This window comes from Zestomonas insulae, assembly GCF_016901015.1.
Classification (GTDB): Bacteria; Pseudomonadota; Gammaproteobacteria; order Pseudomonadales; family Pseudomonadaceae; genus Aquipseudomonas; species Aquipseudomonas insulae.
Genome location: NZ_JAFEUP010000002.1, coordinates 461,791 through 486,265, shown reverse-complemented (window position 1 = coordinate 486,265; position 24,475 = coordinate 461,791). Strand labels below are relative to the sequence as shown.

The following is a 24,475-nucleotide window of genomic DNA, read 5'->3' as shown; positions in this document are numbered from 1 at the left end:
CGGGGGTTCAATGGGAGTGGGGGGACTCCGGTGATAACCGATGGGAGGCAGGCCATGAACCGGCACTACTACATCAGTGACAACCTGGATGAACTCGAGAGTGTGGAGAACGAGTTGGAAGCCCGGGGCATCAGCACCGAGCAGATACACGTGCTGAGCGAGCGCGACGCCGAAGTGCAGCAGCACCATGTGCATGACGTACCGTCGTTTCTCAAGCGTGACGTGGTGAACAGCGGGCAATTGGGTGTCGCGGTGGGTGTGCTGCTGGCGGCGATCGTGCTGATCGGCGCCTACCTCACCGGTTTGACGCAAACTGCCGCCGGCTGGCTGCCGTTCATCTTCCTCGCCGTGGTGCTGGTCGGTTTCGCCACCTGGGAAGGCAGCCTGGTCGGTCTGCAGCGGCCGCACAATGCGTTCCGCCAGTTCGAAGGCAGTCTGCGCGAGGGCAAGCACGTGCTGTTCGTCGACGTGAAGCCCACCCAGGAAGCGCTGCTCGACCAAGTCACCAGCCTGCACCATCTGGAGCTGGCGGGTACTGGCAGTGCAGCGCCGGACTGGGCGGTGGCAATTGAACGCAAGTGGAACCAGTTCCGGCGTATGATGTGACACGGATCACGACCTGGCCGTTGCGTGCAACGTGCCAGGCCGACCGTACACCGCCGGGCAGAAATACCTAGGTAAATTAGCCGTCTGGGTGTAATGTGTCCGCACTGTGTTGCATGTGTCTCGATCCAACGGTTTCCTTACTCTTTGCACTCAGTCGTGGTCTGGGCTGTTCCAGCCGCGTTTACTTTGTTCAAGGAGCATCATCATGTCCGATCGTCAAACTGGCACCGTCAAGTGGTTCAACGATGAAAAAGGCTTCGGCTTCATCACCCCGGAAAACGGTCCTGACCTGTTCGTGCACTTCCGCTCGATCCAGAGCACTGGCTTCAAATCGCTGAAAGAAGGCCAAAAGGTCTCCTTCATCGCTGTTAAAGGCCAGAAAGGCATGCAAGCTGATGAGGTCCAGGTGATCTAATCACGCTGGCGCATCGAGAAAACCGGCCCTCGGGCCGGTTTTTTTCATTCTAGGGTTGCCGATTTCGGTGCCCAATTTGGAGAGGACGACTTCCATGCGTATCAAGGAATCCCACAGCAAGCCCAAGCCGCCACCGGCGGTGGAAACCCGTGAATCCATTGAGGCCCAGGTCGCCGCCTTCCTCAAATCCGGCGGTGAGATTCAGGAAATCGCCCGCGGCGTCAGTGGCCAGGTTTACACCCCCACCCGCCACATCACCCTCGGTAAGAAGTAACACCTCTCGCCGCCCAGCGCCGGAGTCTTCCGGCGTGCGGTGCGCGAATGCTCAAGCCCCCCGCTCCTCAGCACTCTCCCCCGGAAACGTCTTGTCTCCCGGATTCTTGCCCTGCGCCAATCGGTGTTCGATCACCGCATTCAGCTCCGCCCCAAACAGCAACACCGCCGCCGAAATGTAGAAGTACAGCAACAGCACGATGATCGCGCCGATGCTGCCGTACATGGCGTTGTAGTCGGCAAAGTTCTTCACGTAGTAACCGAACGCCAGCGTCGCGGCGATCCAGGCGATCACCGAGAAGATCGAGCCGGGCGTAATGAAACGAAACTTCTGCTTCACATCCGGGGCGACGAAGTACAACAGCGCCACCGCGACCATCATCAGCAGCACGATCAGCGGCCAGCGCAACCAAGTCCACAGCGTGACGACCACCTCTTCCAGGCCTACGTAGGCCGCCAGCCAGCCGGTTACCTGCGGACCGAGCACCATCAACGCCGCCACCGCCAACAGCATGCCGGCGAAGCCAAAGGTATAGATGATCGACAGCGGCAGCCGCTTCCACAGCGGGCGGCCCTCCGGTACGTCGTACGCAGCGTTCATCGCACTCATCGTCGAGCGCATGCCGGCCGATGCCGACCACAGCGCAATCAGAATCCCCACCGAAAGCAATCCACCCTCGCGCTGCTGCAGCTGGTCGACGATCGGGTTGATCATGTCCGCCGCCTGGCTCGGCAGGACGTACTGCACCTGCTCGCGCAACCAGGCAAAGAACTCCGGCAAGTGCAGGAAGCCCAGCAGGGCAATCAGAAACAGCACGAACGGGAACAGCGAGAACAGCATCTGGTAGGCCAGCGCCGAGGCATAGGTCGGCATCTCGTCATCGAGAAATTCGTGGAAGGTGGCTTTGAATATCTCCAGCGGCGCCAAATCGCGTACTGCCGACAACCCCATGCTCGCTCCTGCTCCGTTGCGCTGACCGTCCAGTTTGGAGCCAGGGATGGCGGACAGGTTCAGCCAATGCGACCACACATCTTCTGACACAGTTTTCGCCGGCACCTCCGCATATGCCGCTGGTCCATATCAAAGCGGTATTTCAGAATGATGTCAGACTGATAGTCAGCCCGGCCCGTTGGTCCGGTTCTTTGCGGATTCTCTCTGCCTTATCTCAGGAGTTCCTGTGCGTCATTCCAGCTCGCCTTTTCTCCAGCGTTGGGGCTCCCTGCTCGCTCTGGTAGCGCTGTTCTTGCTGCTACCGCTGCTCAGCCGTTTCTGGCTGGGCTGGTCGAATGGCTACGGCTATACCTCCGACCTGGCGATCGGCGGCTTGCTGGTCCTGCTGCTGCACAACCGCTCGCTGTGGCTCGGCGTGCCGGTGATGCTGCTGTGGGGCGTGCTGCTGCTGGGTAATGTGGAACTGGTCAGCGCGGTCAGCCGCATGCCGGAGCTGAGTGACCTGCAGTATCTGACCGATGCGCAATTCCTCAGTCACTCCACGGAAGGCGGCGGCATCAGTCACCCCGCCCTGCTGCTGGGCTTGGTCGCCTCCCTACTGCTGTGCCTCGCCTTCGGCTGGCGCCGTTCGTCGCTGCACCTTTCGAAGTACTGGTACGCACTGCCCGCGCTGCTGCTCGCCGGGCACGCCGCTAGCCAGTACTGGCAGCCGAGCGAATCCGATCAGTGGAAACAATTCAACCTGGCGCACAAGGTGCTGGCGGAAGGCCTCAGCGCTGCGCAATTCGCCGTGGAAGATCGCCTCAGCGCGGACGAACCGGAAGTGCCGCCGGACATCGCCGGCCTCACCCAGCTCGACCTCAACGGTGATCGCCTGCTGCCGGCCGGCAAGGCGCGCAACGTGCTGATCGTCACCCTGGAAGGCATCCCCGGCGCCTACATCGCGCGAAACCGCGAGGCGATCCGCAGCAGCTATCAAGAAAACCTGATGCCGCGCCTCAGCCAATGGGCAACGCGCAGCATGAGCACGCCGGACTATGTGCTGCACACCCACCAGACCATCCGCGGCCTGTACGCCATGCTCTGTGGCGACTACGACAAGCTCGACAGCGGCACGCCGAAGGGCGTGGAGATGCTCAACAACTCGCTGCGCAACCAGCAATGCCTGCCCGCGCAGCTCCACGAGCAGGGTTTCAGCACGCACTTCCTGCAGGGTGCCGGGCTGCGCTTCATGGCCAAAGACCAGATCATGCCGCACATCGGCTTCGACAAGACCCTCGGTCGCGACTGGTTCAAGAACAAGCCGTACCTTGAATTCCCCTGGGGCATGGACGACAAGGCCTACTTCGAGGGCGCACTGGGCTATGTCAAACAGCTGCGCCGGCAGAAGAAGCCGTGGATGCTGACCCTGCTCACCGTTGGCACCCACCAGCCCTACTCTGCGCCGGACGACTACCTGTCCCGCTACCCGAACGCCAAGCAGGCGGCCATCGGCTACCTCGACGACGCCGTGGCCGACTTCCTCGCCGGCCTGGAGAAACAGGGTGTGCTGAAAGACACCCTGGTCATCGTCACCTCGGATGAATCGCACGGCATCGACGATGTGCGGCTGGCGTCCGCGTGGGGCTTCAACCTGGTCTTCGCCCCCGAACAGGCGCAACTGCCGACGCTCAAGCAGGGGGTCTACGGGCATGTCGACCTGAGCGCCTCGGTGCTCGACTACTTCGGCTTCAGCGTGCCGTCCGGGCTGAGCGGACGCTCACTGTTCCGCAACTACGCCAGCGGCCGCGAGATCATCTCCTACACCAACGGCCTGCTGCGCGAGCACGACGGCAAAGGCAACCTGGTCGAGTGCGACTTCCAGCAGGTCTGCCGGCGCTACGCCAGCGACGGCTTCATCGCCGACAAGGCACGCTACCTGGGTCGCTTCGGCGGCAAGCAGGCGCGCCTGGTCAGCCAACGCGCGGCGCTGCTCGACCAGTCGTTGACGGGTGGCCAGGCCGGCCAGCACTACCAGTTCGCCAACAACGAGCGCATTCGCCTGCCAGCGGCGTTCGGCAACGACTGGGCAGACAACCTGATCGGCGCGCAGTACCTGGAACTGCCGAAAGGCACCCACACCCGGGTAACTCTGAAGATCCGCGCCCTGCGCCTGGACAAGCAAGGCGCCAGCCTGGCGCTGAAGACCAAGGAGTTCGACCGCGACGTCGCCGAGCTGGTCCCGGCGCTGCCGCCGCTCAAGCCCGGCAAAACCCTGGAAGTCAGCTTCGGCTTCGACAACCTGGAAACCCGCAAGGCGTTCTCCTTCCACCTGCTCGGCGCGGGACGCGGCACCATCGAGATCCGTGACTTCAGCGTGGTCACCGAGCCGCTGCTGGCCGCCGACCTGCTCGACCTTGAGCAGTCCGAGGAAAGCGCGGCGGCACGCCTGGTCGTACCGCAGACGCTCGATCCGCAACCGGTGTTCCCTGGCGCCGAACTGTAAGCGCCGCCCCCGCGGCGCGGCAGCTCAGCGCGCGCGCAGACCGACGCGCAACAGCTCGCCGTCCGCCGCATCGGTGAGCAGGTACAGGTAGCCGTCCGGCCCCAGGCGCACATCGCGAATGCGCTGATCGAGGTCTTCCAACAAGCGTTCCTCATGCACCACCCGATCGCCGTCGAGCTGCAGGCGAATAAGCGCCTGCTGCGCCAGTGCGCCGATGAACAGGCTGTGCTGCCACGCCGGGAAGCGCTGCCCGTCGTAGAAGGCCATGCCGCTGATCGCCGGCGACTTCTCCCAGACGTACTGCGCGGCCTCGGTGCCGGCCAGGCTCTTGCCCTTGGCTTCAGGGATCGGCAGCAGCGAATAGTTGATGCCATGGGTCGTCAGCGGCCAGCCGTAGTTCTTGCCGGCCTGCGGGATGTTCAGCTCATCGCCGCCACGCGGGCCGTGCTCGTGGGTCCACAATTGGCCACTCCATGGATTGAGCGCCGCGCCCTGCTGGTTGCGGTGGCCGTACGACCAGATTTCCGGGCGCACGCCTTGGCGGCCGATGAAGGGATTGTCCGGCGGCACGCTACCGTCCGGAAACAGGCGCACCACCTTGCCCTGCAGCTTGTCGAGGTCCTGCGCGGTGGGGCGCTGATTGTTCTCGCCTAGGGCGATGAACAGGTGCCCGCTTCGATCGAACACCAGCCGCGAGCCGAAATGGATGCCACTGGACAGCTTCGGCTGCTGGCGGAAGATCACCTGGAAATCCTCCAGCCGACCAAGGTCGTCAGCCAGTCTGCCGCGTCCCACCGCGGTGCCAGCAAGGCCATCCGCGCCGCCGCCTTCGGCAAAGGACAGGTAGACCAAACGATCGCGAGCAAAGTCCGGTGACAGCACCACGTCAAGCAGACCGCCCTGCCCCTTGGCGAACACCTGCGGCACGCCGCCCAGGGGCTTCGACAGCCGCCCGTCGGCGCCCACCACGCGCAAGCGCCCCGGCCGCTCGCTGACCAGCATGCGTCCGTCGGGCAGGAACGCCAGCGCCCAGGGATGCTCGAGATCACGGGCAACGACTTCGCTGGTCACCTCGCCGAGTTCACTGGGGTGCGTCCCCGGTGCCGCCTGCAATGCGCCGCCGAACAGCAGCGCCATCCCCCACCCAAGCCATTTCAGCATGCTGCCACTCCTCTTTCGCGTGGCCCAGAGTGTGGCCCAAGCGCCGCCTGCTCGACCGGCCGCAAGCGTTACCCGACGTGTCATCGGTCCGGTTGCCAGGCCAGCAAGCGCAGCGGCTTCAATACTGTGACGGTACTCATTCCCCCTGAACCTTTGCTTATAACTGCGGGTCGGTTGCAAGAGTGCCGCGCACAACGGGCTGGCACAGGAGATACCCATGAATCGCCAGGCCAGGCAGCTTTTTCCAGAGTCCGACGCCACGCTCAGCGCGCGACTGCAGCGGGTGCGCGCCACCAGCGAGGCGATCTGCGCGCCACTGACGGCGGAAGATCACGTGATCCAGAGCATGCCCGACGTCAGCCCGCCTAAGTGGCACCTGGCGCACGTCAGCTGGTTCTTCGAGGCCTTCCTGCTGCGACCCTACCTGCCCAACTACCGCACGCCAGAGCCGCTCTACGATCACCTGTTCAACTCCTACTACCAGACTCACGGCACGCCCTTCCCGCGCGCCGAGCGCGGCTTGCTGTCGCGCCCGACGGTCGCCGAGGTGCTGGCCTACCGCGCGCATGTCGACCGCTGCCTCGGCGAGCTGCTCGCCGCGCCACCGGCCGCGCACGCCGAGGAGATTGCACGACGCATCGAGCTCGGTATGCACCATGAGCAGCAGCATCAGGAACTGCTGCTGATGGACATCAAGCACATCCTCGCGCAGAACCCGCTGCGCCCCGCTTACCGCAGCGACCTGCCCGCACAGCCGTGCCGGCCGGCCGCCGAAGCGACCTGGCACGCCTACCCGAGCGGTCTCTACGAAATCGGCCACAGCGGCGCTGGGTTTGCCTTCGATTGCGAGCGACCGCGCCACCGGGTGTTCCTCGACGCGTTCCGCCTGGCCAGCCGTCCGGTGATCAACGGCGAGTACCTGGCGTTCATTCTGGACGGCGGTTATGCCCGCTCCGAGCTGTGGCTGGCCGATGGTTGGACCACCGTCGGCCAATGCGACTGGACGGCGCCGCTGTACTGGCGGCATGACGAAGACGGCTGGCACGAGCTGACCCTCGGCGGGCCTCGGCCGCTGGACCTGCACGCGCCGGTCTGTCACCTGAGTTTCTTCGAGGCCGACGCCTACGCCAGCTGGGCCGGCGCTCGGCTGCCCAGTGAAGCCGAGTGGGAAGTCGCCGCGCAGGACGCGCCGCTCTCCGGCAATTTCTACGACAGCGGCTTCCTGCAGCCGATCGCCGCCGACGTCACTGCCGAGCGCGAAGGCCCGCTGCAGCTGTTCGGCGATGTCTGGGAATGGACCGCCAGCGCCTACCGCCCCTACCCCGGCTTTCGCGCGCTACCCGGCAGCCTCGGCGAGTACAACGGCAAGTTCATGAGCGGCCAGATGGTCCTGCGCGGCGGTTGCTGCGCGACCCCCGCCGAACACATTCGCAGCACCTACCGCAATTTCTTCTACCCGCACATGCGCTGGCCGTTCACCGGCCTGCGCCTGGCCAGGGAGGCGTGAACATGCCGCACACCGTGCACTTCCACGACGAACAGCATCCCACCCTGCCATGCGCCAGCCTGCGCCAGACCACCCTGGACGGCTTTGCCACGGACCCCAAGTGGGCCTCGCCGAAGTTCTTCTACGATCGCCGCGGGTCGGAGCTGTTCGAGCAGATCTGCCAGCAACCGGAGTACTACCCGACGCGCACCGAAGAAGCCATCCTCGCCAGCGCCGCACACACCATCGCAGAGATCGCCGGGCACCAGGCCAACCTGGTCGAGCTGGGCAGCGGTGCCAGCCGCAAGGTGCGCCTGCTGCTTGAAGCGATGCACCCGGCCAGCTACCTGGGCATCGACATCTCCCAGGACTTCCTGCGCGACAGCACCGCTCGACTGGCCGACGACTACCCCTGGCTGGACGTGCACGCCGCCTGCGCCGACTTCTCGCAGCCGCTGCATTTGCCCGAAGGCTTCGACGGCGCGCACCCGCTGGCGTTCTTCCCGGGTTCGAGCATCGGCAACTTCACCCCCACCGAAGCCGCGGCCTTTCTCAGCAATTTGCACGAACTGCTGCCCAAACATGGCGGCTTGCTGATCGGTGTCGACCTGGTCAAGGACCGCCAGGTGCTGGAGGCGGCCTACAACGATGAAGCGGGGGTAACTGCAGCGTTCAACCTCAACCTGCTCGAGCGCATCCGCCGCGAGCTGGACAGCGACATCGATCCGAAACGCTTCGTCCACCATGCGTTCTTCAACGAGCGGGAGTCGCGCATCGAGATGCACCTGATCAGCCCGCAGGCGCAGCAGGTGCGCATCGAAAGCCAGCGGTTCAGCTTCGCCGCCGGGGAAAGCCTGCACACGGAGAATTCCTACAAGTACACCACCGCCAGCTTCTGCGACCTGGCCGGTACCGCTGGCTTCCGCTCGGTGGCCTGCTGGACCGACCCGCAGCGCCTGTTCAGCGTGCACTACCTGGAACGTGAGTAGCCCTGGGCCAGGAACGGCCCAGGGTGGATGCCTGCGCGCAGCGTGATGCTGCGCGTTTCGACCTAATCGCTGCGCACCGCCTGCTGCGCCAGCTCGTCGAAGACTTCCGGAACCAGGGCCGCCTCGCCCTGCGCGTCGAGCAGCTCGCGTGGGTGTTCGCTGCCGGGGTAGCTGGGGTCGATCAGCGCCAGCAATTGGGAGCCGCGTTCGGTGAGCACGAAGTTGTCGCCGGTGCCGCCTTCGCTTTCCGGACGCGATTCGATGAAGCCGCCGTTATAGAGCAAAGACTCGTAGTTGGTCGCTTCGGTCTTCAGGTGGTCGAGGTTGTCCACCGGCGCACCGGCGAGGTCACGCGCGGCGGCTTCCTCCTCGGCATAGGCGCGGGGGGCGAAGTGCTTGTCCGCCGAGTTCTGCACTTCGTGCAGTACGCGCGTCATCAGGTCCCAGTCGTAAACCATGTCGAACCTCCTGCAGCCAGAGCGGCCCCGTGAGCGGGGCCTACCTGACTACCGACCCGCCGCTGCGGCGGATGGTTCGAACAATCTGCCGGGGCGCGGCGACCTTACTCGGCGTCGGGCTTGCGACGCTTGAGCGGCGCCATGCCGTCGCCACTCACCAGGGCGGGCTTGTCGGCGTTCGGCCGCGGGCCGGACTTGCGCTTGGCAGGCGCCTTGGCAGCGCCTTTCTTGTCGAGCTTTTTCTTCTTGGTGCCGGCCGCCTTGCCAGACGCCTTGACCTTCTTCGGCCCCTGGTAGGTGCCCTTGTGTTCCTTGATCGTGCGCCGCTCGAAGGTCTGCTTGAGGTAGCGCTCGATGCTCGACATCAGGTTCCAGTCGGTGTGGCAGATCAGCGAGATCGCCAGACCTTCGCCACCGGCACGACCGGTACGACCGATGCGGTGCACGTAGTCGTCGCCGCTGCGCGGCATGTCGAAGTTGATCACCAGGTCGAGCCCTTCGACATCCAGCCCGCGCGCCGCCACGTCGGTGGCCACCAGCACCTTGTTGCCGCCCTGCTTGAGGCGCTCCATGGCCAGCTTGCGATCCTTCTGGTCCTTGTCGCCATGCAGCACGAAGGCCTTCACCCCTTTGGCGACCAGACGGCCGTACAGGCGGTCAGCGCCAACCCGGGTGTTGGTGAAGATGATCGCCTTGTTGTATTCCTCGTGCTCGAGCAGCCAGTGCACCAGCTGCTCCTTATGCCAGTCGTGATCGGCGGTGATGATCTGCTGACGGGTGCCTTCATTGAGCTGGCTGACGCTGTTCAGCTGCAGGTGCAGCGGATCCTTGAGCACCGAGGCGACCATCGCGCGCAGGCCGGCGCCACCGCTGGTGGCACTGAACAGCAGGGTCTGCTGGCGCTTGCTGCACAGCTCGGCGAGGCGCTGCACGGCCTCGGCGAAGCCCATGTCGAGCATGCGGTCGGCCTCGTCGAGCACCAGCACCTCGACGGCTTCCAAGTGCAGGGTGCCGGCTTCCAGGTGCTCGATCAGGCGCCCCGGGGTGCCGATCAGCACATCCGGCTCCTTGCGCATCATCGCCGCCTGCACCTTGAAGTCCTCGCCACCGGTGACCAAACCGCCCTTGAGGAAGGTGAACTGGGCGAACGCCTCGACCTGCTTGAGGGTCTGCTGCGCCAGTTCGCGGGTCGGCAGCAGGATCAGGGCGCGGGTGCGCACCTTGGGGCGGTCCTCGCCGAGCAGGCGATGCAGGATCGGGAGCACGAAGGCGGCGGTCTTGCCGCTGCCGGTCTGGGCGATAACCCGCAGGTCGCGTCCTTCCAGCGCCGGGGGAATGGCAGCCGCTTGCACGGGGGTGGGCTCGACGAATTTCAGCTCGGCCACAGCCTTCAGCAAGCGTTCATGAAGGGCGATTTGGTTAAACACGGGGTACCTCGAAACGAATCGGAACGAATTGGTGCATAGGTTACCGGTTGTCGGCATAAAAGACCGCTAATCTTGCTTTGAAGGGACTTCGGGTCTGAAATAACAGAATTCTGACGTCCATTTGCTTTTCGCCCCTAAAGCGTAAGCAAGCAGTTGATCTGACGCGGGAAACTTTTCGCTGTTGTTGTGGTCGAAGCATTGCGATCGCCGATCGCGATTCGGCTCCCGCTCCGGAGAAATCAGCATGAAACCAGCCTTGATCTACTACGTTGCGGCCAGTCTGGATGGCTACATCGCTCGGCCGGATGGCCGGGTTGACTGGATCCACTCGATAGAAGAAGGAGGCGAGGATTATGGCTACCACGATTTCTACTCCGGTATCGACGCCCTGCTGATGGGCCGAGTGACCTACGAGACCATCCTCAAGTACGCCGACAAATGGCCCTATCCGGGCAAGACCTGCGTGGTGCTGACCCGTTCGGCGCTGCCCGCGGCGACTTCCGACGTGCATGTCTGCCACTGGACGCCCACTGAGGCGCTGAACCGCCTCGGCGACATGGGCAGCAAGCGGGTCTGGCTGGTGGGCGGCGGTTCTTTGGCGGGTACCTGCTACACCGCCGGCTTGCTCGATGAGCTGGTGGTCAGCGTGATCCCGCACATGCTCGGCGCGGGCATCAAGATGTTCGCCACCGGCCTGGAGCGCGGCCTGACCCTGCAGACCCAGCGCAACTTCTCCACCGGCGTGGTGCAACTGCACTACCAGGTGCAGGGCGAAGCGGCCTGACCGCCACCCTCCCCGGCACGCAATCGACGGGCGGACGCTGAACCAGCGTCCGTCCGTGTCGTTTCTAGCGCTCGATCATGCCCTGGCGCGCCTGCTTGCGCAGCAGCCGCGCGCTGTCCCAACCGGTCAGCAGAATCGCCAGCCAGATCGGCAGATAGGTCCACAGCTGGCGCACATCGAACTGCTCGCCGAGTAGCAGCACGGCCACGCCGAACAGCAGGACCGGTTCGACATAACTGAGGATGCCGAACAAACCGAGCGGCAGCAGCCGGCTGGCAACCATCATCGCCACGAACGCCAGGGTGCCAAGCAAACCCAGGCCGGGCAGCAGCCACCACAGCTGCGGCGCCTGACTGAAGGCACCCTCCGGCGAATGCGCCCAGATCGCCCACACCGCGAGGGGCGCCAGCACCAGCATCTCGACGATGAAGCCGGACAGCGCATCCAGGCGCATCCAGCGGCGCAGCATGATGTAAGGCGGATAGCCCAGCGCAGTAGCCAGGGTCAGCCAGGAGAACGCGCGGGTCAGCCACAATTCGTGCAGCACGCCGAGCAGCGCCAGCAGCACGGCGACCAGCTGCAGCGGGCGCAAGCGTTCGCCATAGAACAGGCGACCGGCCAGCACCATCACCAGCGGCAGCAGGAAGTAGCCGAGCGACACCTCGAGCATGCGCCCCACCAGCGGCGCCCAGAGAAACAGCCCCCACTGGATGGCGATCAGTACTGCCGCCAACGGCACGGCGGCCAGCACCAGCGGCTCACGACGCAGGCGCTGCAGCGCCTCACGCAGCACCGGCCCCTGACGCAGCAGCGCCACCAGCAGCAACACCGCGGGAATCGACCAGAGCACGCGCTGGGCGAGAATCTGCACGCCATCCAGCGGCGCGAGATGGCGCACGTAGCCGGGCATCAGGGCGAACAGCACCGAGGCGACGACGGAGAACGCCACGCCGCGACCGGACAGCCTCACGGGCGCACCAGTCGACGGAAAAATGCGGAACAACGAGACATCGGTAACCTCACAGCGGGCGCTGACCTTACCCGAGCCTAGGCGCTTTCACCACGCGCCGGTCCGCGGCGGACGGGTTGCCCCATAAAAAAGTCCGGGCAACCAGGGGGATGGTTGTCCGGACGATGCGCCCAGGAGCCACAGGCGCGAGGAGAGTCAGCTTGCAGCGCGCGACTAACCGCCTGTTGCCAGGCGGGGCCGCGACGCTCGGTCAGGCGACTTCGGCAAGGCGCGCCTTGGCCTGCGCCAAACCTTTGTCGAAGAACTCGCCGCCCATGTTCAGGCCTTCGGCATGGATGAACTCGACATCGTGGATGCCGATGAAGGCCAGCGCGCGGCGCAGGTAGGGTTCCTGATGATCAAGGTTGCTGCCGGCGTAGATGCCGCCGCGGGTGGTCAGCACATAGGCGCGTTTGCCGGTGAGCAGACCCTGCGGGCCGGTCTCGGTGTACTTGAAGGTGACGCCGGCGCGCAGCACATGGTCGAGCCAGGCCTTGAGCGTGCTGGGGATCGAGAAGTTGTACATCGGCGCGGCCAGCACCAGCACGTCGGCGGCGAGCAGCTCGTCGGTCAGCAGGTTGGAGCGTGCCAGGGCGGCCTGCTCGTCGGCGCTGTGCTGATCGGCCGGCTTCATCCAGCCACCGAGAAGGGTTTCGTCGAGGTGAGGCACCGGGTTCTTGGCCAGATCGCGTACGGTGATTTGATCACTCGGGTGCGCGGCCTGCCACTGCACCAGGAATTCGTCGGTGAGCTGGCGGGAGATCGAGCCCTGCTGGCGGGCGCTGCTTTCAATCACGAGAAGGTTGGACATGTTGGCTGGCTCCATCGAGGGGTGAGGTGCGATTCGATGGGGTTAGCCTATTGATCTTCTGATCGATAAAAAAGCGTAAATAATCGCTGCAAAATATCGATTTATTAGATTTGTCTGGGAATTAAAAAGGCCCGGAGCGGCCAGCGCTGCGAGCCTTTCTGCCGATCACTCCTGCGGTTCGCAGGTCACCTTGATGCGCAGACGCAGGATGCTGTTGTTGAATTTGCTGGTCAGCGCGGCGTTCTCGCCCGGCTTCAGCGTGGCCCGACGAGTGCGCGGCGCCTCAGGGCCATTGCGGAACACCACCGTGCAAGCGGCGCTGGTACCGCCGTAGTTGTACAGGTTGAGCCCGCCGAGGTTGTAGTCGATTGCCTGCCCGGATGCGGACACTTCGGCGCCATTCATCTGCTTCTCGACTTCGACGGGATAGGTCGCGGCCAAGGCGGTCAACGGCAGCGCAGCAAACAACACACAGCACAACTTGTTCATGGCAGGTCTCCAACGAGGGAGGCCAGCTTAGGCGAACTGCCGGTCGAGCAAAAGCCTGCGGCCTGCCCTGTAACTGCCACAACGGCCGGCTCAAATGCCCTCCGCTCAAGCCGGATTGCAGGTCAGCTCGATGCGCATGCGGATGATCTGGCTCTTGAAGTTGCCGGTCAGCGTGGCGCTCTTTCCCGGCGCCAGGGTGACTTTGCGCACCCGCGGGGTATCCGGACCGATGTTGAACACCGCCTTGCACGCCGCCGCGTTGCTGCCGCGGTTGGTCAAGGCCATGACCCCGGAATTGAAGGTCAACGAAGTGGTTTCGTAGCTGACATCCACGCCATTCAACTGCGGCGTGACGTCGATGGGAAAGAACGCCGCCATCGCCGCTGCGCACGGCAACAACGCCAGGCCACACAGGAATCGTTTCATGATCGCTCTCCAGTGCGGCAACCAGGCTGTGACCAAGATCACTGCCGCTGCCGCCGTCCTAGCAGTGTAAGCCGCGTCGCCCGTGCCTGCCGGCGCCATTGCCCACCACGAACTATCGACGCGACTGCGATAAACCCGGCAAAAGCCCACAAATAGATTTGTTTCTTAGATATAGCCACCCTACTCTCTGAACCACAGATGGCCGCCGTCCCCCGCAGGGCGTTCGCCGCATCGAGCCAATGAGAGGAGCTGGCCCATGAAAGCCCCCCGCGTGACCCTGGACCAATGGCGCACCCTGCAGGCGGTGGTCGACCACGGCGGCTTCGCCCAGGCCGCCGAGACCCTGCACCGTTCGCAATCATCGGTCAGCTACACCGTGGCGCGCATGCAGGAGCAGCTCGGTGTGCCGCTGCTGCGTATTGACGGGCGCAAGGCCGTGCTCACCGAGGCTGGCGCGGTGCTGCTGCGCCGCTCGCGGCACCTGGTCAAGCAGGCCAGCCAACTGGAAGACCTGGCGCACCACATGGAGCAGGGCTGGGAAGCCGAGGTGCGCCTGGTGGTCGATGCCGCCTACCCGATTGCCCGCCTGGTCCGCGCACTGAGCGCCTTCATGCCGCAGAGTCGCGGCTGCCGGGTGCGGCTGCGCGAGGAGGTGCTGTCCGGCGTCGAGGAAGTGCTCCTCGAAGGCGTCGCCGACCTGGCGATCAGCAGCCTGAACATCGGCGGCTACCTGGGCGAGGAGCTCAGCACGGTAGAGTTCGTCGCAGTTGCCCATCCGCAGCACCCGCTGCACCTGCTGCAGCGCGAACTGACCTTCCAGGACCTGGAAAGCCACCTGCAGGTGGTGATCCGCGACTCCGGCCGCACCCAGCCGCGCGACGTCGGCTGGCTCGGCGCCGAGCAGCGCTGGACGGTGGGCAGCCTGGCCACCGCGGCGACCTTCGTCGGCAATGGCCTGGGCTTCGCCTGGCTGCCGCGCCACCTGATCGAACGCGAGCTGCGCGAGGGCCTGCTCAAGCCGCTGCCGATGGACAAGGGCGGTAACCGTCACCCACATTTCTACCTGTTCTCGAACAAGGACAAGACGCTGGGGCCGGCGACGCAGATTCTCGTCGACCTAATCAAGACCTTCGACAGCGCACCGTTGGATGCACCATTTGCCGCACCTCTGCCGACCACCTGATGCGCCACGGGGGCTCCCATGTCTTACTTCGATTACCAAGGTTGCCAGCTGCACTACGAGGAATACGGCCACGGCGCGCCACTGCTGCTGGTCCACGGCCTGGGCTCGAGCACGCTCGACTGGGAGTACCAGATCCCCGCGCTGAGCGCGCACTACCGGGTCATCGCCCTCGACGTGCGCGGCCACGGGCGCTCGGCCAAGCCGCGTGAACGTTACAGCATCGCCGGCTTCGCCGAAGACGTGGCGGCGCTGATCGAACACCTCCGCCTGGGCCCGGTGCACCTGGTCGGCATTTCCATGGGCGGGATGATCGGCTTCCAGGTGGGGGTCGACTTCCCGCAGCTGCTGAAGAGCCTGACCATCGTCAACAGCGGCCCCGAAGTGAAAGCCAGGAAGCCCGCCGACTACCTGATGATCGCCCAGCGCTGGACGCTGTCGCGGCTGCTCAGCCTGGAGCGGATCGGCAAGGGCCTCGGGGGTATCCTGTTTCCCAAGCCGGAGCAGGCCGAACTGCGCCGCAAGATCGAACAACGCTGGCCGCGCAACGACAAGCGCGCCTACAACGCCAGCCTCGACGCCATCATCGGCTGGGGCGTGCGGGAACACCTGGACCGCATCACCTGTCCTACGCTGGTGATCACGGCCGATCACGATTACACCCCGATCGCGATCAAGGAGGCCTACGTCAAGGAGCTGCCGAACGCCCGTCTGGTCGTGATCGCCGACTCCCGCCACGCCACCCCGCTCGACCAGCCGGAACGTTTCAACACCACCCTGCTCGACTTCCTCGCCGAAGTAGAGCGTCCCGAGAAGACCTAAAAAGAGCCTAACGATGCTGAAGAAAATCGCCCTCGCCGCTGCCTCCCTGCTGTTCGCCTGCCAGCTGTTCGCCGCCGGCAACCCGCACGTCCTGCTGACCACCAGCCAGGGCGAAATCGAAGTCGAACTGGACGCCGACAAGGCGCCGGGCACTGTGAAGAACTTCCTCGCCTACGTCGACGCCGGCCACTACGACAACACCATCTTCCACCGCGTGATCCCGGGCTTCATGGTCCAGGCCGGCGGCTACACCGCCGACATGGACGAAAAGAAAACCCAGGCGCCGATCAAGAACGAGGCCGACAATGGCCTGCACAACGTGCGCGGCACGCTGGCCATGGCGCGCACCCAGGTGGTCGACTCGGCCACCAGTCAGTTCTTCATCAACCAGAAGGACAACGCATTCCTCGACCACGGTGCCCGTGACTTCGGCTACGCGGTGTTCGGCAAGGTGGTACGCGGCATGGACGTGGTCGACAAGATCGCCCAGACCCCGACCACCATCCGCGCCGGCATGCGCGACGTGCCGGCCCAGCCGGTGCTGATCCTCTCGGCCAAGCGGCTGTGAGGGCTGGAGGGGCCGGGATGCACTCGGCCCCTCCGCGACCTTCCGCGGCACAGGAACCGCCGCTCACCGGCAGCCCGCTGCCGGTCGCTTTGCAGGACGTAATGCCATGCTCTTCCGCTACTTCGAACAACTGATCGACATCTTCCGCACCGACAGCGGCGAAATGCCGCCCACCCACGTCGGACGCTTCTATCTGCACTTCCTGCGACAGGTCTGGCCGAGCCTGCTGGCGCTGCTGGCCGTCGGCCTGGTAGTCGCACTGATCGAGGTGGCGCTGTTCAGCTTCCTCGGCCGGCTGATCGACCTGGCCAAGGACAGCGGTAGCGGCAGCGCGTTCTTCCGCGCCCACAGCGGCGAACTGATCTGGATGGCGGTGGTGGCGCTGCTGCTGCGCCCGCTGTTCAACGGCGTGCACGACCTACTGGTGCACCAGACCATCAACCCCGGCCTGCCAACCCTGGTGCGCTGGCAGAACCACAGCTATGTGCTCAAACAGAGCATGGGCTTCTTCCAGAACGACTTCGCCGGGCGCATCGCCCAACGCATCATGCACACCGGCAACTCGCTGCGTGACTCCTCGGTGCAGGCCATCGACTCGCTGTGGCACGTGGTGGTCTACGTGATCAGCAGCCTGGTGCTGTTCGCCGAGGCGGACTGGCGGCTGATCGTGCCGCTGCTGCTCTGGGTGATCGGCTACATCGCCGCGCTCGGCTACTTCGTGCCGCGGGTCAAGCAGCGCTCGGTGGTCGCCTCCGAGGCGCGCTCCAAGCTGATGGGGCGGATCGTCGACGGCTACACCAACATCACCACCCTCAAGCTGTTCGCCCACACCCGCCTGGAACAGGGCTATGCCCGCGAAGCGCTGCAGGATCTGACCGAGCAGAGCCAGCGCATCGGCCGGGTGGTGACCTCGATGGACTTCACCATCACCGTGATGAACGGCCTGCTGATCACCAGCACCACCGGCCTCGCCCTGTGGCTGTGGAGCGAGGGTCTGATCAGCGTCGGCGCGATCGCCCTGGCCACCAGCCTGGTGATCCGCATCAACGGCATGGCCGAGTGGATCATGTGGGTGGTCAACGGCATCTTCGAGAACATCGGCACGGTGCAGGACGGCATGCGCAGCATCGCCCAGCCGCACAGCGTGCTCGACCGCGAGGGCGCCCAGCCGTTGCAGGTGACACGCGGCGAGGTGCGTTTCGAAGACGTGCACTTCCACTACGGCAAGGGCAAAGGGGTGATCGAAGGCCTCGACCTGCACATCCGTGCCGGCGAGAAGATCGGCCTGATCGGCCCGTCCGGCGCCGGCAAGTCGACCCTGGTCAACCTGCTGTTGCGCCTTTACGACCTCGAACAGGGGCGCATCCTTATCGACGGCCAGGACATCGCCGAGGTCGGCCAGGAGAGCCTGCGTGCGCAAATCGGCATGGTCACGCAGGACACCTCGCTGCTGCACCGCTCGATCCGCGACAACCTGCGCTACGGCAAGCCCGACGCCAGCGACGCCGAACTGTGGGACGCGGCGCGCAAGGCGCGCGCCGACGGTTTCATCCCGCAACTGGCCGACGCCCAGGGCCGCAGGGGCTTCGACGCGCACGTCGGCGAGCGCGGCGTGAAGCTCTCCGGCGGCCAGCGCCAGCGCATCGCCATCGCCCGCGTGCTGCTCAAGGACGCGCCGATCCTGATTCTCGACGAAGCCACCTCGGCACTCGACTCCGAGGTCGAGGCGGCCATCCAGGAAAGTCTGGAAACGCTGATGCAGGGCAAGACGGTGATCGCCATCGCCCACCGCCTGTCCACCATCGCGCGCATGGATCGCCTAGTGGTGCTCGATCAGGGACGCATCGTCGAAAGCGGCAGCCACGCCCAGCTGCTCGCCCGCGGCGGCCTGTACGCGCGACTCTGGCAACACCAGACCGGCGGCTTCGTCGGCGTGGAATAGGACCGATCAGGCCTGCCGATACGGCAGCAACTCCTGCGCTTCCTCGGCGTAGGCGCGGATGCCGTCACGTTCCTCGTCGAGGAACTGGGCCACCGCCGTGCGCAGGCCGGGGTGGCTCAGGTAGTGCCAGGAGCGGGTGATCGACGGCTCGAAGCCGCGAATCAGCTTGTGCTCGCCCTGGGCGCCGGCATCGAAGCGACGCAGGCCGTAGGCGATGGCGTAGTCCATGCCCTGGTAGAAGCAGGTCTCGAAGTGCAGGCGGTCGAACTCGGCCAGACAGCCCCAGTAGCGGCCGTAGAAGGTCTCACCATCGACCAGGCTGAACGCCATCGCCACCGGCCGTGAGCCTTGCAGCGCGAGGACCACGCGGATCGACTCAGGCATGCGTTCGGCGAGCAGGCTGAAAAAGCTGCGCGTGAGGTACGGCAACTGACCGCGCACGTGGTAGGTATTGGCGTAGCAGGCATAGACGAAGTCCCACTCGGCCTCGCTGAGCTGATGCCCCGCGCGCCAGTCGAACTCGATGCCCTGTCCGGCGACCTGTTCGCGCTCCTTGCGCAGCTGCTTGCGCTTGCGCGACGCGAGACTGTCGAGGAAATCCTGAAAGTCGCGGTAGCCGCGGTTGTGCCAATGGAACTGGCAGCCGAGGCGCTCCAGCCAGCCGGCGCGCCCGTGCAGCAGGCTGTCGGCCAGCGGGTCGGTGAAGTTGATGTGCACCCCGGACAGGCCCTCATCGGCAAGCCCCGCCACCAGTTCGTCGAGCAGCGCGCCGGCGGCCTTCGGCAGGCCGAGCAGACGCGGGCCGCGCACCGGGCTGAACGGCACGGCACCGAGCAGCTTGGGGTAGTAGGCGATGCCGGCGCGGCGGCAGGCGTCTGCCCAGCCGTGGTCGAACACGTACTCGCCGTAGGAATGGCTCTTGCAGTAGGCCGGCAAGGCCGCCAGCAGCACGCCCTGGGCATCGATCAGCAGCCGGTGCGCCGGGCGCCAGCCACTGCGCCCGCCGACGCTGCCGCTCTCCTCCAGGCTGGCCAGGAAGGCATGGCGCAGGAACGGCTGGGCCTCCGGCAGCAAGGCATCCCAGGCCTGGGCCGGCAAGGCGGTCAGCGAGTCGAGAATCTGAATGGGCATGGCCAGCGTCCGATGAAGCAATGGCGCCCATCATAAGCTACGCGGCGACGCTGCCGAGCCGCAGCCACCAATGAAAAAGCCCCGCACGAGGCGGGGCAAAAGTTAGGAGCACTACGATGGGGTGGTGCTTAGAACACGTATTGCAGGCGCATCACGAAGCCGTCGCCATCATCATCACCGTTACGGTTGGTGATCTTGTCGGTCTGAGCCTTGGTGTACATACCACTGACCTTGACCGCTTCGTTGGCGTACCAGTTGACGCCCAGGTTGTGCACCTTGGCCTCGGTGTCGTCAGCCTCGCGGATGTAGTTGGTCGCGGTGACCGCAACACTGTTATCGGCCGAGATGTTGTCGTAGCGGTAGTAGACTTCCCACGCGCCGATCTGCTTGTTGGCCGGCTTGATCTTGTCGAACTTGCCGAGCTTGTAGTCACGCGCTTCGCCGGTCAGGGTGTAGGCGGCCTGCACGTAGTAACCGGTCGCCTCGAGGTCAGCCTGCGCACCAGCGGAATCGGTTTCACGCTTCATCCACTCACCCTGCAGGGAGAACGGACCGGTCGCCCAGGCGGCTTCCAGGCCCCAGGCACTGTCGTCGTCCCAGAACTGGGTGGCAGAGTTAGTGCCGGCAAAGATTGCCCGGTTGCCGTTCGGCGCGGCATCGTTACCGCCGGTGGTTTCCACGCCACGCATGCCCAGACGGGAGCGATAGCGCACGTCGGCAGCGGTCACGTCGTCCAAGCTGCGCTGGGCGAAGTTGGCGCCGAAGTGCAGAACGTTGCCCGGCTCGGCCATCGGCGCGACCACGGCACGTGCGTTGAACTGCTTGACGCTGTCGCCGTCGGCGTCGTTGATGTCCTTGGAGAAGGCGCCGGCCGAAACGTAGGCCCAGTTGCTGTAGGTGTAGGACGCCTGGGCACCCATGCCGTTCTGGTGGCCGTTGGTCCAGTCGATGATGTCGTAGAAGGCGTTACGCTCGAGAGCGGTCACCCACTTGGAGCTGGTGGCCTTCTCCAGACCGAACTCCGGGTCGAAGCGGCCGAACTTCAGCACCACCGGGTTGAAGCCGGTGTAAGAAATCGACGCTTCGTCGAAGTAGCCGTCGTCGGAACTGCCCGAGTTATGCGAGAAGTCGTAGTTGATCTGGTAGGCCCAGTCGGTGAACGCGATGCCACCGATTTCCAGGAAGGCGCGGCGGAAGTACGCGGCGTCGGCGCTGTTGCCGTTGCCGGTGTAGAAGCCGTCGAAACGGCTGTAGTCGGCCTGCAGGCGACCGCCCACTTTGAAACCGAAGGCCTTGTCAGTGGTAGCCACTTCCAGGCCACCCTTGGTCTTGATGACGATGTCGGTGCCGTCGGTGGTAACGGTACCAGCGAAAGCCTGGGCGGAAATGGCCAGGGCCAGGGCGCTGGCGGCAAAACCGGCGAAGTGCTTACGGATCATCGAAGGAATTCCCCTATTGGTCTTTAGCGTTAGAAAACACGCGGGCATCTGGGCCGTTGGTGTTGGAGGGGAATCTTGGCGGCGGGTTATTTCAGCGCGGTTGCTGATATATAAATGTTTTGTTACAGCGGAACTTTTTTACTCCGAAATGAAATAACGGAAAAGTCGCGGAATAGAGCCCTTGCGGCCCCATTCCAGGCTACGGCAGCAGCAGTTGCAGCTGGCTGGTGAACTGCCGGGGTTCGCCGGTCAGCGGATCGTCGAAGGCCAGCGCCCGCGCCAGCAATTGCAGCGGCCGGCTGTAGTCGTCGGCGGCCTCCGGCGCGTCGGTGAGCGTCGGGTAAAAGCCGTCGTAGCGTATCGGCGCACCCAGTGCGGCGAGGTGCACGCGCAACTGGTGCTTCTTGCCGGTCACCGGGTACAGCGCATAGCGCCACCACTCGGCGTGGCGCTCAAGCACCTCGATGCGAGTCAGGCTGTTGGCCTCGCCCGCCACTTCCTGCATGCGAAAGAACGGCTCGGCCGCGGCCAGGCGGGTGGCGCGCTGCAGCGGGAAGTCCAGCTCCGGCAGCGCCGGGGCGACCGCCTCGTAGGTCTTGTCGATGCGCCGCTCGCGGAACAGCGCTTGGTAGCGCGCGCGAGTGTCCGGGTTGGCGGAGAACAGCACCAGCCCGGCGGTCGCCCGGTCGATGCGGTGCAGCGGCACCAGGTGCGGATTGCCCAGTCGCCGGGTCAGGCGCGCCTGCAGGGTCTGTTCGACGTACTCGCCGGCCGGCATCACCGGCAGGAAATGCGGCTTGTCGGCGACGATCAGGTGCTCGTCGACATGCAGGATGCTTTCGACGAAGGGGATCGGCGTCTCGTTGGGCACTTCGCGGAAGTACTGCACGCGCAGGCCGACCTTATAGGGATGCTGTGCATCGATCGGCAGGCCGTCCGCACCGAGCACCTTGCCGCGCGCCATGCGCTGCAGCCAGACCTCGCGGGAGATCGCCGGGAAGTGCGCGCACAGGCAGTCCAGCACAGTGGCCCAGTCGCCGGACGGCAGGTGCAAGGTACTCGGGCGAACGGCGGGGGCAGTCGGCATGATGGCGGCAACAGCAACGGGCGAGGCGCCATTATGGCAAAGCCGCCCGGCCCCCGGCGAACCGACGGCGCGGCAGCCTCCGGCCACTCGGAAGGCGTTCACGAAATTTTCACCAACCCGGCCGCACTAATGAAGGCGCTGACGGACCAGCACCCCATCGAGGCCCATCCGCCGACTCGGAAAAGACGCAGAGCACAAGCGCTTTCCCGTGCTCCGGCGCGTGGGCCTTGTCCTGTCCGCGGCGCCAGGACGATTTCTGTTGAAGCCTTTCGGGTGCCCTTTGCACTATCTTGAATGGCATCGTCCCCGCCAGGAATCGCGCGATGTCCCGCGAGCTCAGTTTCCCCCCCGCTCAGCCCGACGATGCACTCCCCTCGCGTAGCACCCTGTGGCAGGCGCTGCGGCGCAGCCGTTCCGTGCACTTCGTCGTCGCCGCCACCCTGATCCTCGGCGTGACCATGGCCTTCGTCGGCCACCTGGTCGGCACGCGCATCGAACACGCGGCGGCGGCCAGCGCCGGGGAAGCGGCGGCGCTGTACATGGAAGCCTTCCTCGAACCCTATGTGCAGGAACTGGCCACCGACAACGAGCTGTCGCCGGCCAGCGTGCACGGCATCGATCGCCTGCATAACAGCACCTCGCTGAGCAAACACATCGTCTCGGTGAAGATCTGGAGCGCCGACGCGCGGATTCTCTACAGCAACGACAAGAGCCAGCTCAACCAAACCTTCCCGCATGAAGAAGTGGCGCGCGCCATGCGCGGCGAAATCGTCACGCGCCTCACGCCACTCGGCGACGACGAGAACCACTTCGAAGAGGACTTCGACCAGCCGCTCTACGAGACCTACGCGCCGCTGCGCCAGTTCGACACCGACCGCGTCCTCGCCGTCGGCGAGTTCTATGAGCAGAAACACGAAATCGAAACCCTGCAACAGGAAGTCTGGGCCGTGATCAGCGCGGCGACCCTGGCGATGCTGCTCCTGCTGTTCTACATCGTGCGCCGCGGCGACCTGATCATCGACCGCCAGCAAGTGGCGCTGCGCAAGCAGATGCAGGAGCAGGAACAACTGCACCGGCAGAACGCCTCGCTGCAGCAGAAAATCACCGCCGCCAACCACGAATTCGCGCGCATCGGCGAGCTGACCCAGCGGCGCCTCGGCGCCGACCTGCATGATGGCCCGGCGCAGCTGCTGACCCTGATCCTGCTGCGCCTCGACGAACTCAGCGAGTGGCGCCCGCAACCGCAGCCGGCGGCGGAGCTCGACGGCGACGACGCTCTGGAAACCATTCGCGGCGCCGCCAAGGATGCGCTGCGCCAGGTGCGCAACCTGTCCAGTGGCCTGGCGCTGCCGGAGCTCAACGACCTGTCGCTGACCGACGAGCTGATCCTCGCCGCGCATCGCCACCAGCAGCGCACGCAGAGCCAGGTGCTGCTGGATATCGCCGACCTGCCGGAACAGATGCCGCCGCTGCACAAGATCGCCCTGTACCGCTTCGTCGAGGAGTCGCTGAACAATGCCTTCCGGCATGCCGATGGGCAGGGTCAGCGGGTCAGTGCGCGCTGCAGCAACGGCCTGCTGACCGTCGAGGTGTGCGACAGCGGCCCGGGCTTCGACCCGGACACGCCGATCAACGGCACGCGCGGGCGCTCGCCGCTCGGGCTGGCCGGCATGCGTTATCGCATTGAGTCATTGGGTGGGTCGTTCAAGGTCGACAGCAGCCCGGGCAAGGGCACCCGGGTCAGCGTGCAGTTCGAGGTCTGATCAGCGCTCGCGCTCGTCACCGTCGGCCGCGTCGCTGCCGGCGATCAGCCCGCCAACGCTCGCCGCGCGCTGATTGGCCCAGTGCTGGCGCACCGCGGTGACCGCTTCGACGCGATTGCGCGCATGCAGCTTGGCCATCACGCTGCCCATGTGGTGCTTGACGGTCTTCTCGCTGAGGCCGAATTTCTCCGCCACCTCGCGATTGGTCAGGCCCTGCGCCACCTCGCGGATCACTTCTTCCTCGCGCGGGGTCAGCTCGACCTGACGGGCGCCGTCCTCCGCCGCGCGGCTCAGGCTGTTGAGCAGGCGATCGGCAATCTGCGGGGTGATGAACTGCTCGCCCTCGGCGACGTTGCGCACCGCCTGCACCAGCTCCGGACCGCTGACGCCCTTCAGCACATAGCCGTGGGCGCCCGACTCCAGCGCGGCGTACACGTCGTCTTCGGATTCCGACACGGTCAGCATGAGGATGCGCACCTGCGGCTGCGCCTCGGCAATCGCGCGCACCGCGGCGAAGGTATCGCCAGGCATGTTCACGTCCATCAGCAGCACGTCGGGCTGCTGTCGCTCGGCGATGGCCTGCGCGTCCTCTGCACAACCACCCTGCTCGACCACTTCGAAGCCCCTGACGCGGGCCAAGGTCGAGGCGACGCCCTGACGCAGCAGCGGGTGATCATCAACGATGCCGATCCGAATCTTGGAAGCCATACCGTCCTCGTTCATTGCCTGGCAGGCACGCGCTACGACTGGCGCGCCAGTTCCAGCAGTATGC

Annotated in this window: 24 protein-coding genes; 12 read left to right on the top strand and 12 right to left on the bottom strand. The window is 65.2% G+C overall.

Going from position 1 to position 24,475, the window contains the following annotated elements:
• Positions 1-54: 54 nt before the first annotated feature.
• The 3 genes from JQX08_RS07955 (at position 55) to JQX08_RS07945 (ending at position 1,295) form a co-directional block, all read left to right on the top strand.
• Complete coding sequence (locus tag JQX08_RS07955) at positions 55-606, top strand: magnesium transporter (RefSeq protein ID WP_204915754.1); 552 nt, start codon at positions 55-57, stop codon at positions 604-606.
• Positions 607-811: 205 nt separating this feature from the next.
• On the top strand, positions 812-1,021 hold the full coding sequence (locus JQX08_RS07950) for a cold-shock protein (RefSeq protein WP_204915753.1): 210 nt from the start codon (positions 812-814) through the stop codon (positions 1,019-1,021).
• A gap of 94 nt (positions 1,022-1,115) precedes the next feature.
• Positions 1,116-1,295 (top strand): hypothetical protein, encoded by a 180-nt coding sequence (locus JQX08_RS07945; RefSeq protein WP_204915752.1) that lies wholly within the window; start codon positions 1,116-1,118, stop codon positions 1,293-1,295.
• Positions 1,296-1,346: 51 nt separating this feature from the next.
• On the opposite strand, the gene JQX08_RS07940 is transcribed toward JQX08_RS07945, so the two are convergent.
• Positions 1,347-2,246, bottom strand: a complete 900-nt coding sequence (locus JQX08_RS07940) for a YihY/virulence factor BrkB family protein (protein ID WP_205348200.1) — start codon at positions 2,244-2,246, stop codon at positions 1,347-1,349.
• A 226-nt stretch (positions 2,247-2,472) separates the two neighbouring features.
• Between JQX08_RS07940 and JQX08_RS07935 the strand changes: the two genes are divergently transcribed.
• Positions 2,473-4,731 carry a sulfatase-like hydrolase/transferase gene (locus tag JQX08_RS07935; protein ID WP_204915751.1) on the top strand — a complete coding sequence of 753 codons (2,259 nt, stop codon included), beginning with the start codon at positions 2,473-2,475 and terminating at the stop codon, positions 4,729-4,731.
• Positions 4,732-4,755: 24 nt separating this feature from the next.
• Here the strand turns inward: JQX08_RS07935 and JQX08_RS07930 are convergent, their stop codons facing one another.
• A complete protein-coding gene (locus JQX08_RS07930; protein WP_430472507.1) occupies positions 4,756-5,892 on the bottom strand; it encodes a PQQ-dependent sugar dehydrogenase in 1,137 nt (378 codons plus the stop codon).
• Between the two features lie 217 nt (positions 5,893-6,109).
• Here JQX08_RS07930 and egtB point away from each other — a divergent pair, with 217 nt between their 5' ends.
• Positions 6,110-7,399: an ergothioneine biosynthesis protein EgtB gene (egtB, locus tag JQX08_RS07925; RefSeq protein WP_204915750.1), complete on the top strand. Its 1,290-nt coding sequence runs from the start codon at positions 6,110-6,112 to the stop codon at positions 7,397-7,399.
• Positions 7,400-7,401: 2 nt separating this feature from the next.
• The gene (gene egtD, locus JQX08_RS07920) at positions 7,402-8,367 is read left to right on the top strand and encodes an L-histidine N(alpha)-methyltransferase (RefSeq protein ID WP_204915749.1); all 966 of its coding nucleotides are present in this window, start codon (positions 7,402-7,404) and stop codon (positions 8,365-8,367) included.
• Positions 8,368-8,429: 62 nt separating this feature from the next.
• Here egtD and JQX08_RS07915 read toward each other — a convergent pair whose 3' ends face one another.
• Positions 8,430-8,825: a transcriptional regulator gene (locus tag JQX08_RS07915; RefSeq protein WP_204915748.1), complete on the bottom strand. Its 396-nt coding sequence runs from the start codon at positions 8,823-8,825 to the stop codon at positions 8,430-8,432.
• Positions 8,826-8,929: 104 nt separating this feature from the next.
• Positions 8,930-10,252 (bottom strand): DEAD/DEAH box helicase, encoded by a 1,323-nt coding sequence (locus JQX08_RS07910; RefSeq protein WP_204915747.1) that lies wholly within the window; start codon positions 10,250-10,252, stop codon positions 8,930-8,932.
• Between the two features lie 244 nt (positions 10,253-10,496).
• Between JQX08_RS07910 and JQX08_RS07905 the strand changes: the two genes are divergently transcribed.
• Complete coding sequence (locus JQX08_RS07905) at positions 10,497-11,036, top strand: dihydrofolate reductase family protein (protein WP_204915746.1); 540 nt, start codon at positions 10,497-10,499, stop codon at positions 11,034-11,036.
• A 64-nt stretch (positions 11,037-11,100) separates the two neighbouring features.
• Here the strand turns inward: JQX08_RS07905 and rarD are convergent, their stop codons facing one another.
• The 4 genes from rarD to JQX08_RS07885 all read right to left on the bottom strand — a co-directional run bounded on the left by rarD (position 11,101) and on the right by JQX08_RS07885 (position 13,771).
• Positions 11,101-12,006, bottom strand: coding sequence for an EamA family transporter RarD (gene rarD / locus JQX08_RS07900; protein WP_204915745.1), 906 nt, complete (start codon positions 12,004-12,006; stop codon positions 11,101-11,103).
• Positions 12,007-12,256: 250 nt separating this feature from the next.
• Entirely contained in the window at positions 12,257-12,856 is a 600-nt protein-coding gene (locus tag JQX08_RS07895) for an FMN-dependent NADH-azoreductase (RefSeq protein ID WP_204915744.1), read from the bottom strand.
• 165 nt (positions 12,857-13,021) lie between these two features.
• Positions 13,022-13,345 carry a 3-phosphoglycerate kinase gene (locus JQX08_RS07890; RefSeq protein ID WP_204915743.1) on the bottom strand — a complete coding sequence of 108 codons (324 nt, stop codon included), beginning with the start codon at positions 13,343-13,345 and terminating at the stop codon, positions 13,022-13,024.
• Between the two features lie 105 nt (positions 13,346-13,450).
• Entirely contained in the window at positions 13,451-13,771 is a 321-nt protein-coding gene (locus JQX08_RS07885; protein ID WP_204915742.1) for a 3-phosphoglycerate kinase, read from the bottom strand.
• A 256-nt stretch (positions 13,772-14,027) separates the two neighbouring features.
• On the opposite strand from JQX08_RS07885, the gene JQX08_RS07880 reads away from it, so the two are divergent.
• From JQX08_RS07880 to JQX08_RS07865, 4 genes are all read left to right on the top strand, one after another.
• A complete protein-coding gene (locus tag JQX08_RS07880; protein WP_204915741.1) occupies positions 14,028-14,954 on the top strand; it encodes a PA3225 family LysR-type transcriptional regulator in 927 nt (308 codons plus the stop codon).
• 18 nt (positions 14,955-14,972) lie between these two features.
• Positions 14,973-15,773, top strand: coding sequence for an alpha/beta fold hydrolase (locus JQX08_RS07875; RefSeq protein ID WP_204915740.1), 801 nt, complete (start codon positions 14,973-14,975; stop codon positions 15,771-15,773).
• Positions 15,774-15,786: 13 nt separating this feature from the next.
• Complete coding sequence (locus JQX08_RS07870) at positions 15,787-16,341, top strand: peptidylprolyl isomerase (protein WP_204915739.1); 555 nt, start codon at positions 15,787-15,789, stop codon at positions 16,339-16,341.
• 106 nt (positions 16,342-16,447) lie between these two features.
• Complete coding sequence (locus JQX08_RS07865) at positions 16,448-18,283, top strand: ABC transporter ATP-binding protein (RefSeq protein ID WP_204915738.1); 1,836 nt, start codon at positions 16,448-16,450, stop codon at positions 18,281-18,283.
• 6 nt (positions 18,284-18,289) lie between these two features.
• On the opposite strand, the gene JQX08_RS07860 is transcribed toward JQX08_RS07865, so the two are convergent.
• The 3 genes from JQX08_RS07860 to JQX08_RS07850 form a co-directional block, all read right to left on the bottom strand.
• The gene (locus JQX08_RS07860; RefSeq protein WP_204915737.1) at positions 18,290-19,414 is read right to left on the bottom strand and encodes a GNAT family N-acetyltransferase; all 1,125 of its coding nucleotides are present in this window, start codon (positions 19,412-19,414) and stop codon (positions 18,290-18,292) included.
• Between the two features lie 128 nt (positions 19,415-19,542).
• Positions 19,543-20,853, bottom strand: coding sequence for an OprO/OprP family phosphate-selective porin (locus JQX08_RS07855; RefSeq protein WP_204915736.1), 1,311 nt, complete (start codon positions 20,851-20,853; stop codon positions 19,543-19,545).
• Between the two features lie 199 nt (positions 20,854-21,052).
• Positions 21,053-21,940, bottom strand: a complete 888-nt coding sequence (locus tag JQX08_RS07850) for a pseudouridine synthase (protein WP_204915735.1) — start codon at positions 21,938-21,940, stop codon at positions 21,053-21,055.
• Positions 21,941-22,263: 323 nt separating this feature from the next.
• Between JQX08_RS07850 and JQX08_RS07845 the strand changes: the two genes are divergently transcribed.
• The gene (locus tag JQX08_RS07845; RefSeq protein ID WP_239482045.1) at positions 22,264-23,703 is read left to right on the top strand and encodes a sensor histidine kinase; all 1,440 of its coding nucleotides are present in this window, start codon (positions 22,264-22,266) and stop codon (positions 23,701-23,703) included.
• Here JQX08_RS07845 and JQX08_RS07840 read toward each other — a convergent pair whose 3' ends face one another.
• Complete coding sequence (locus tag JQX08_RS07840; protein WP_204915734.1) at positions 23,704-24,411, bottom strand: response regulator; 708 nt, start codon at positions 24,409-24,411, stop codon at positions 23,704-23,706.
• Positions 24,412-24,475: the final 64 nt, after the last annotated feature.

Excerpts from the sequence above, each read along its gene's own strand:
- JQX08_RS07930 (WP_430472507.1), bottom strand. The coding sequence starts at position 5,892 with ATGCTGAAATGGCTTGGGTGGGGGATGGCGCTGCTGTTCGGCGGCGCA.
- JQX08_RS07890 (WP_204915743.1), bottom strand. The coding sequence starts at position 13,345 with ATGAACAAGTTGTGCTGTGTGTTGTTTGCTGCGCTGCCGTTGACCGCC.
- JQX08_RS07955 (WP_204915754.1), top strand. The coding sequence starts at position 55 with ATGAACCGGCACTACTACATCAGTGACAACCTGGATGAACTCGAGAGT.
- JQX08_RS07915 (WP_204915748.1), bottom strand. The coding sequence starts at position 8,825 with ATGGTTTACGACTGGGACCTGATGACGCGCGTACTGCACGAAGTGCAG.
- JQX08_RS07865 (WP_204915738.1), top strand. The coding sequence starts at position 16,448 with ATGCTCTTCCGCTACTTCGAACAACTGATCGACATCTTCCGCACCGAC.
- egtD (WP_204915749.1), top strand. The coding sequence starts at position 7,402 with ATGCCGCACACCGTGCACTTCCACGACGAACAGCATCCCACCCTGCCA.
- JQX08_RS07855 (WP_204915736.1), bottom strand. The coding sequence starts at position 20,853 with ATGATCCGTAAGCACTTCGCCGGTTTTGCCGCCAGCGCCCTGGCCCTG.
- JQX08_RS07950 (WP_204915753.1), top strand. The coding sequence starts at position 812 with ATGTCCGATCGTCAAACTGGCACCGTCAAGTGGTTCAACGATGAAAAA.
- JQX08_RS07940 (WP_205348200.1), bottom strand. The coding sequence starts at position 2,246 with ATGGGGTTGTCGGCAGTACGCGATTTGGCGCCGCTGGAGATATTCAAA.
- JQX08_RS07905 (WP_204915746.1), top strand. The coding sequence starts at position 10,497 with ATGAAACCAGCCTTGATCTACTACGTTGCGGCCAGTCTGGATGGCTAC.
- JQX08_RS07860 (WP_204915737.1), bottom strand. The coding sequence starts at position 19,414 with ATGCCCATTCAGATTCTCGACTCGCTGACCGCCTTGCCGGCCCAGGCC.
- JQX08_RS07870 (WP_204915739.1), top strand. The coding sequence starts at position 15,787 with ATGCTGAAGAAAATCGCCCTCGCCGCTGCCTCCCTGCTGTTCGCCTGC.
- JQX08_RS07850 (WP_204915735.1), bottom strand. The coding sequence starts at position 21,940 with ATGCCGACTGCCCCCGCCGTTCGCCCGAGTACCTTGCACCTGCCGTCC.
- JQX08_RS07885 (WP_204915742.1), bottom strand. The coding sequence starts at position 13,771 with ATGAAACGATTCCTGTGTGGCCTGGCGTTGTTGCCGTGCGCAGCGGCG.
- egtB (WP_204915750.1), top strand. The coding sequence starts at position 6,110 with ATGAATCGCCAGGCCAGGCAGCTTTTTCCAGAGTCCGACGCCACGCTC.
- JQX08_RS07880 (WP_204915741.1), top strand. The coding sequence starts at position 14,028 with ATGAAAGCCCCCCGCGTGACCCTGGACCAATGGCGCACCCTGCAGGCG.
- JQX08_RS07895 (WP_204915744.1), bottom strand. The coding sequence starts at position 12,856 with ATGTCCAACCTTCTCGTGATTGAAAGCAGCGCCCGCCAGCAGGGCTCG.
- JQX08_RS07845 (WP_239482045.1), top strand. The coding sequence starts at position 22,264 with ATGTCCCGCGAGCTCAGTTTCCCCCCCGCTCAGCCCGACGATGCACTC.
- JQX08_RS07945 (WP_204915752.1), top strand. The coding sequence starts at position 1,116 with ATGCGTATCAAGGAATCCCACAGCAAGCCCAAGCCGCCACCGGCGGTG.
- JQX08_RS07875 (WP_204915740.1), top strand. The coding sequence starts at position 14,973 with ATGTCTTACTTCGATTACCAAGGTTGCCAGCTGCACTACGAGGAATAC.
- JQX08_RS07840 (WP_204915734.1), bottom strand. The coding sequence starts at position 24,411 with ATGGCTTCCAAGATTCGGATCGGCATCGTTGATGATCACCCGCTGCTG.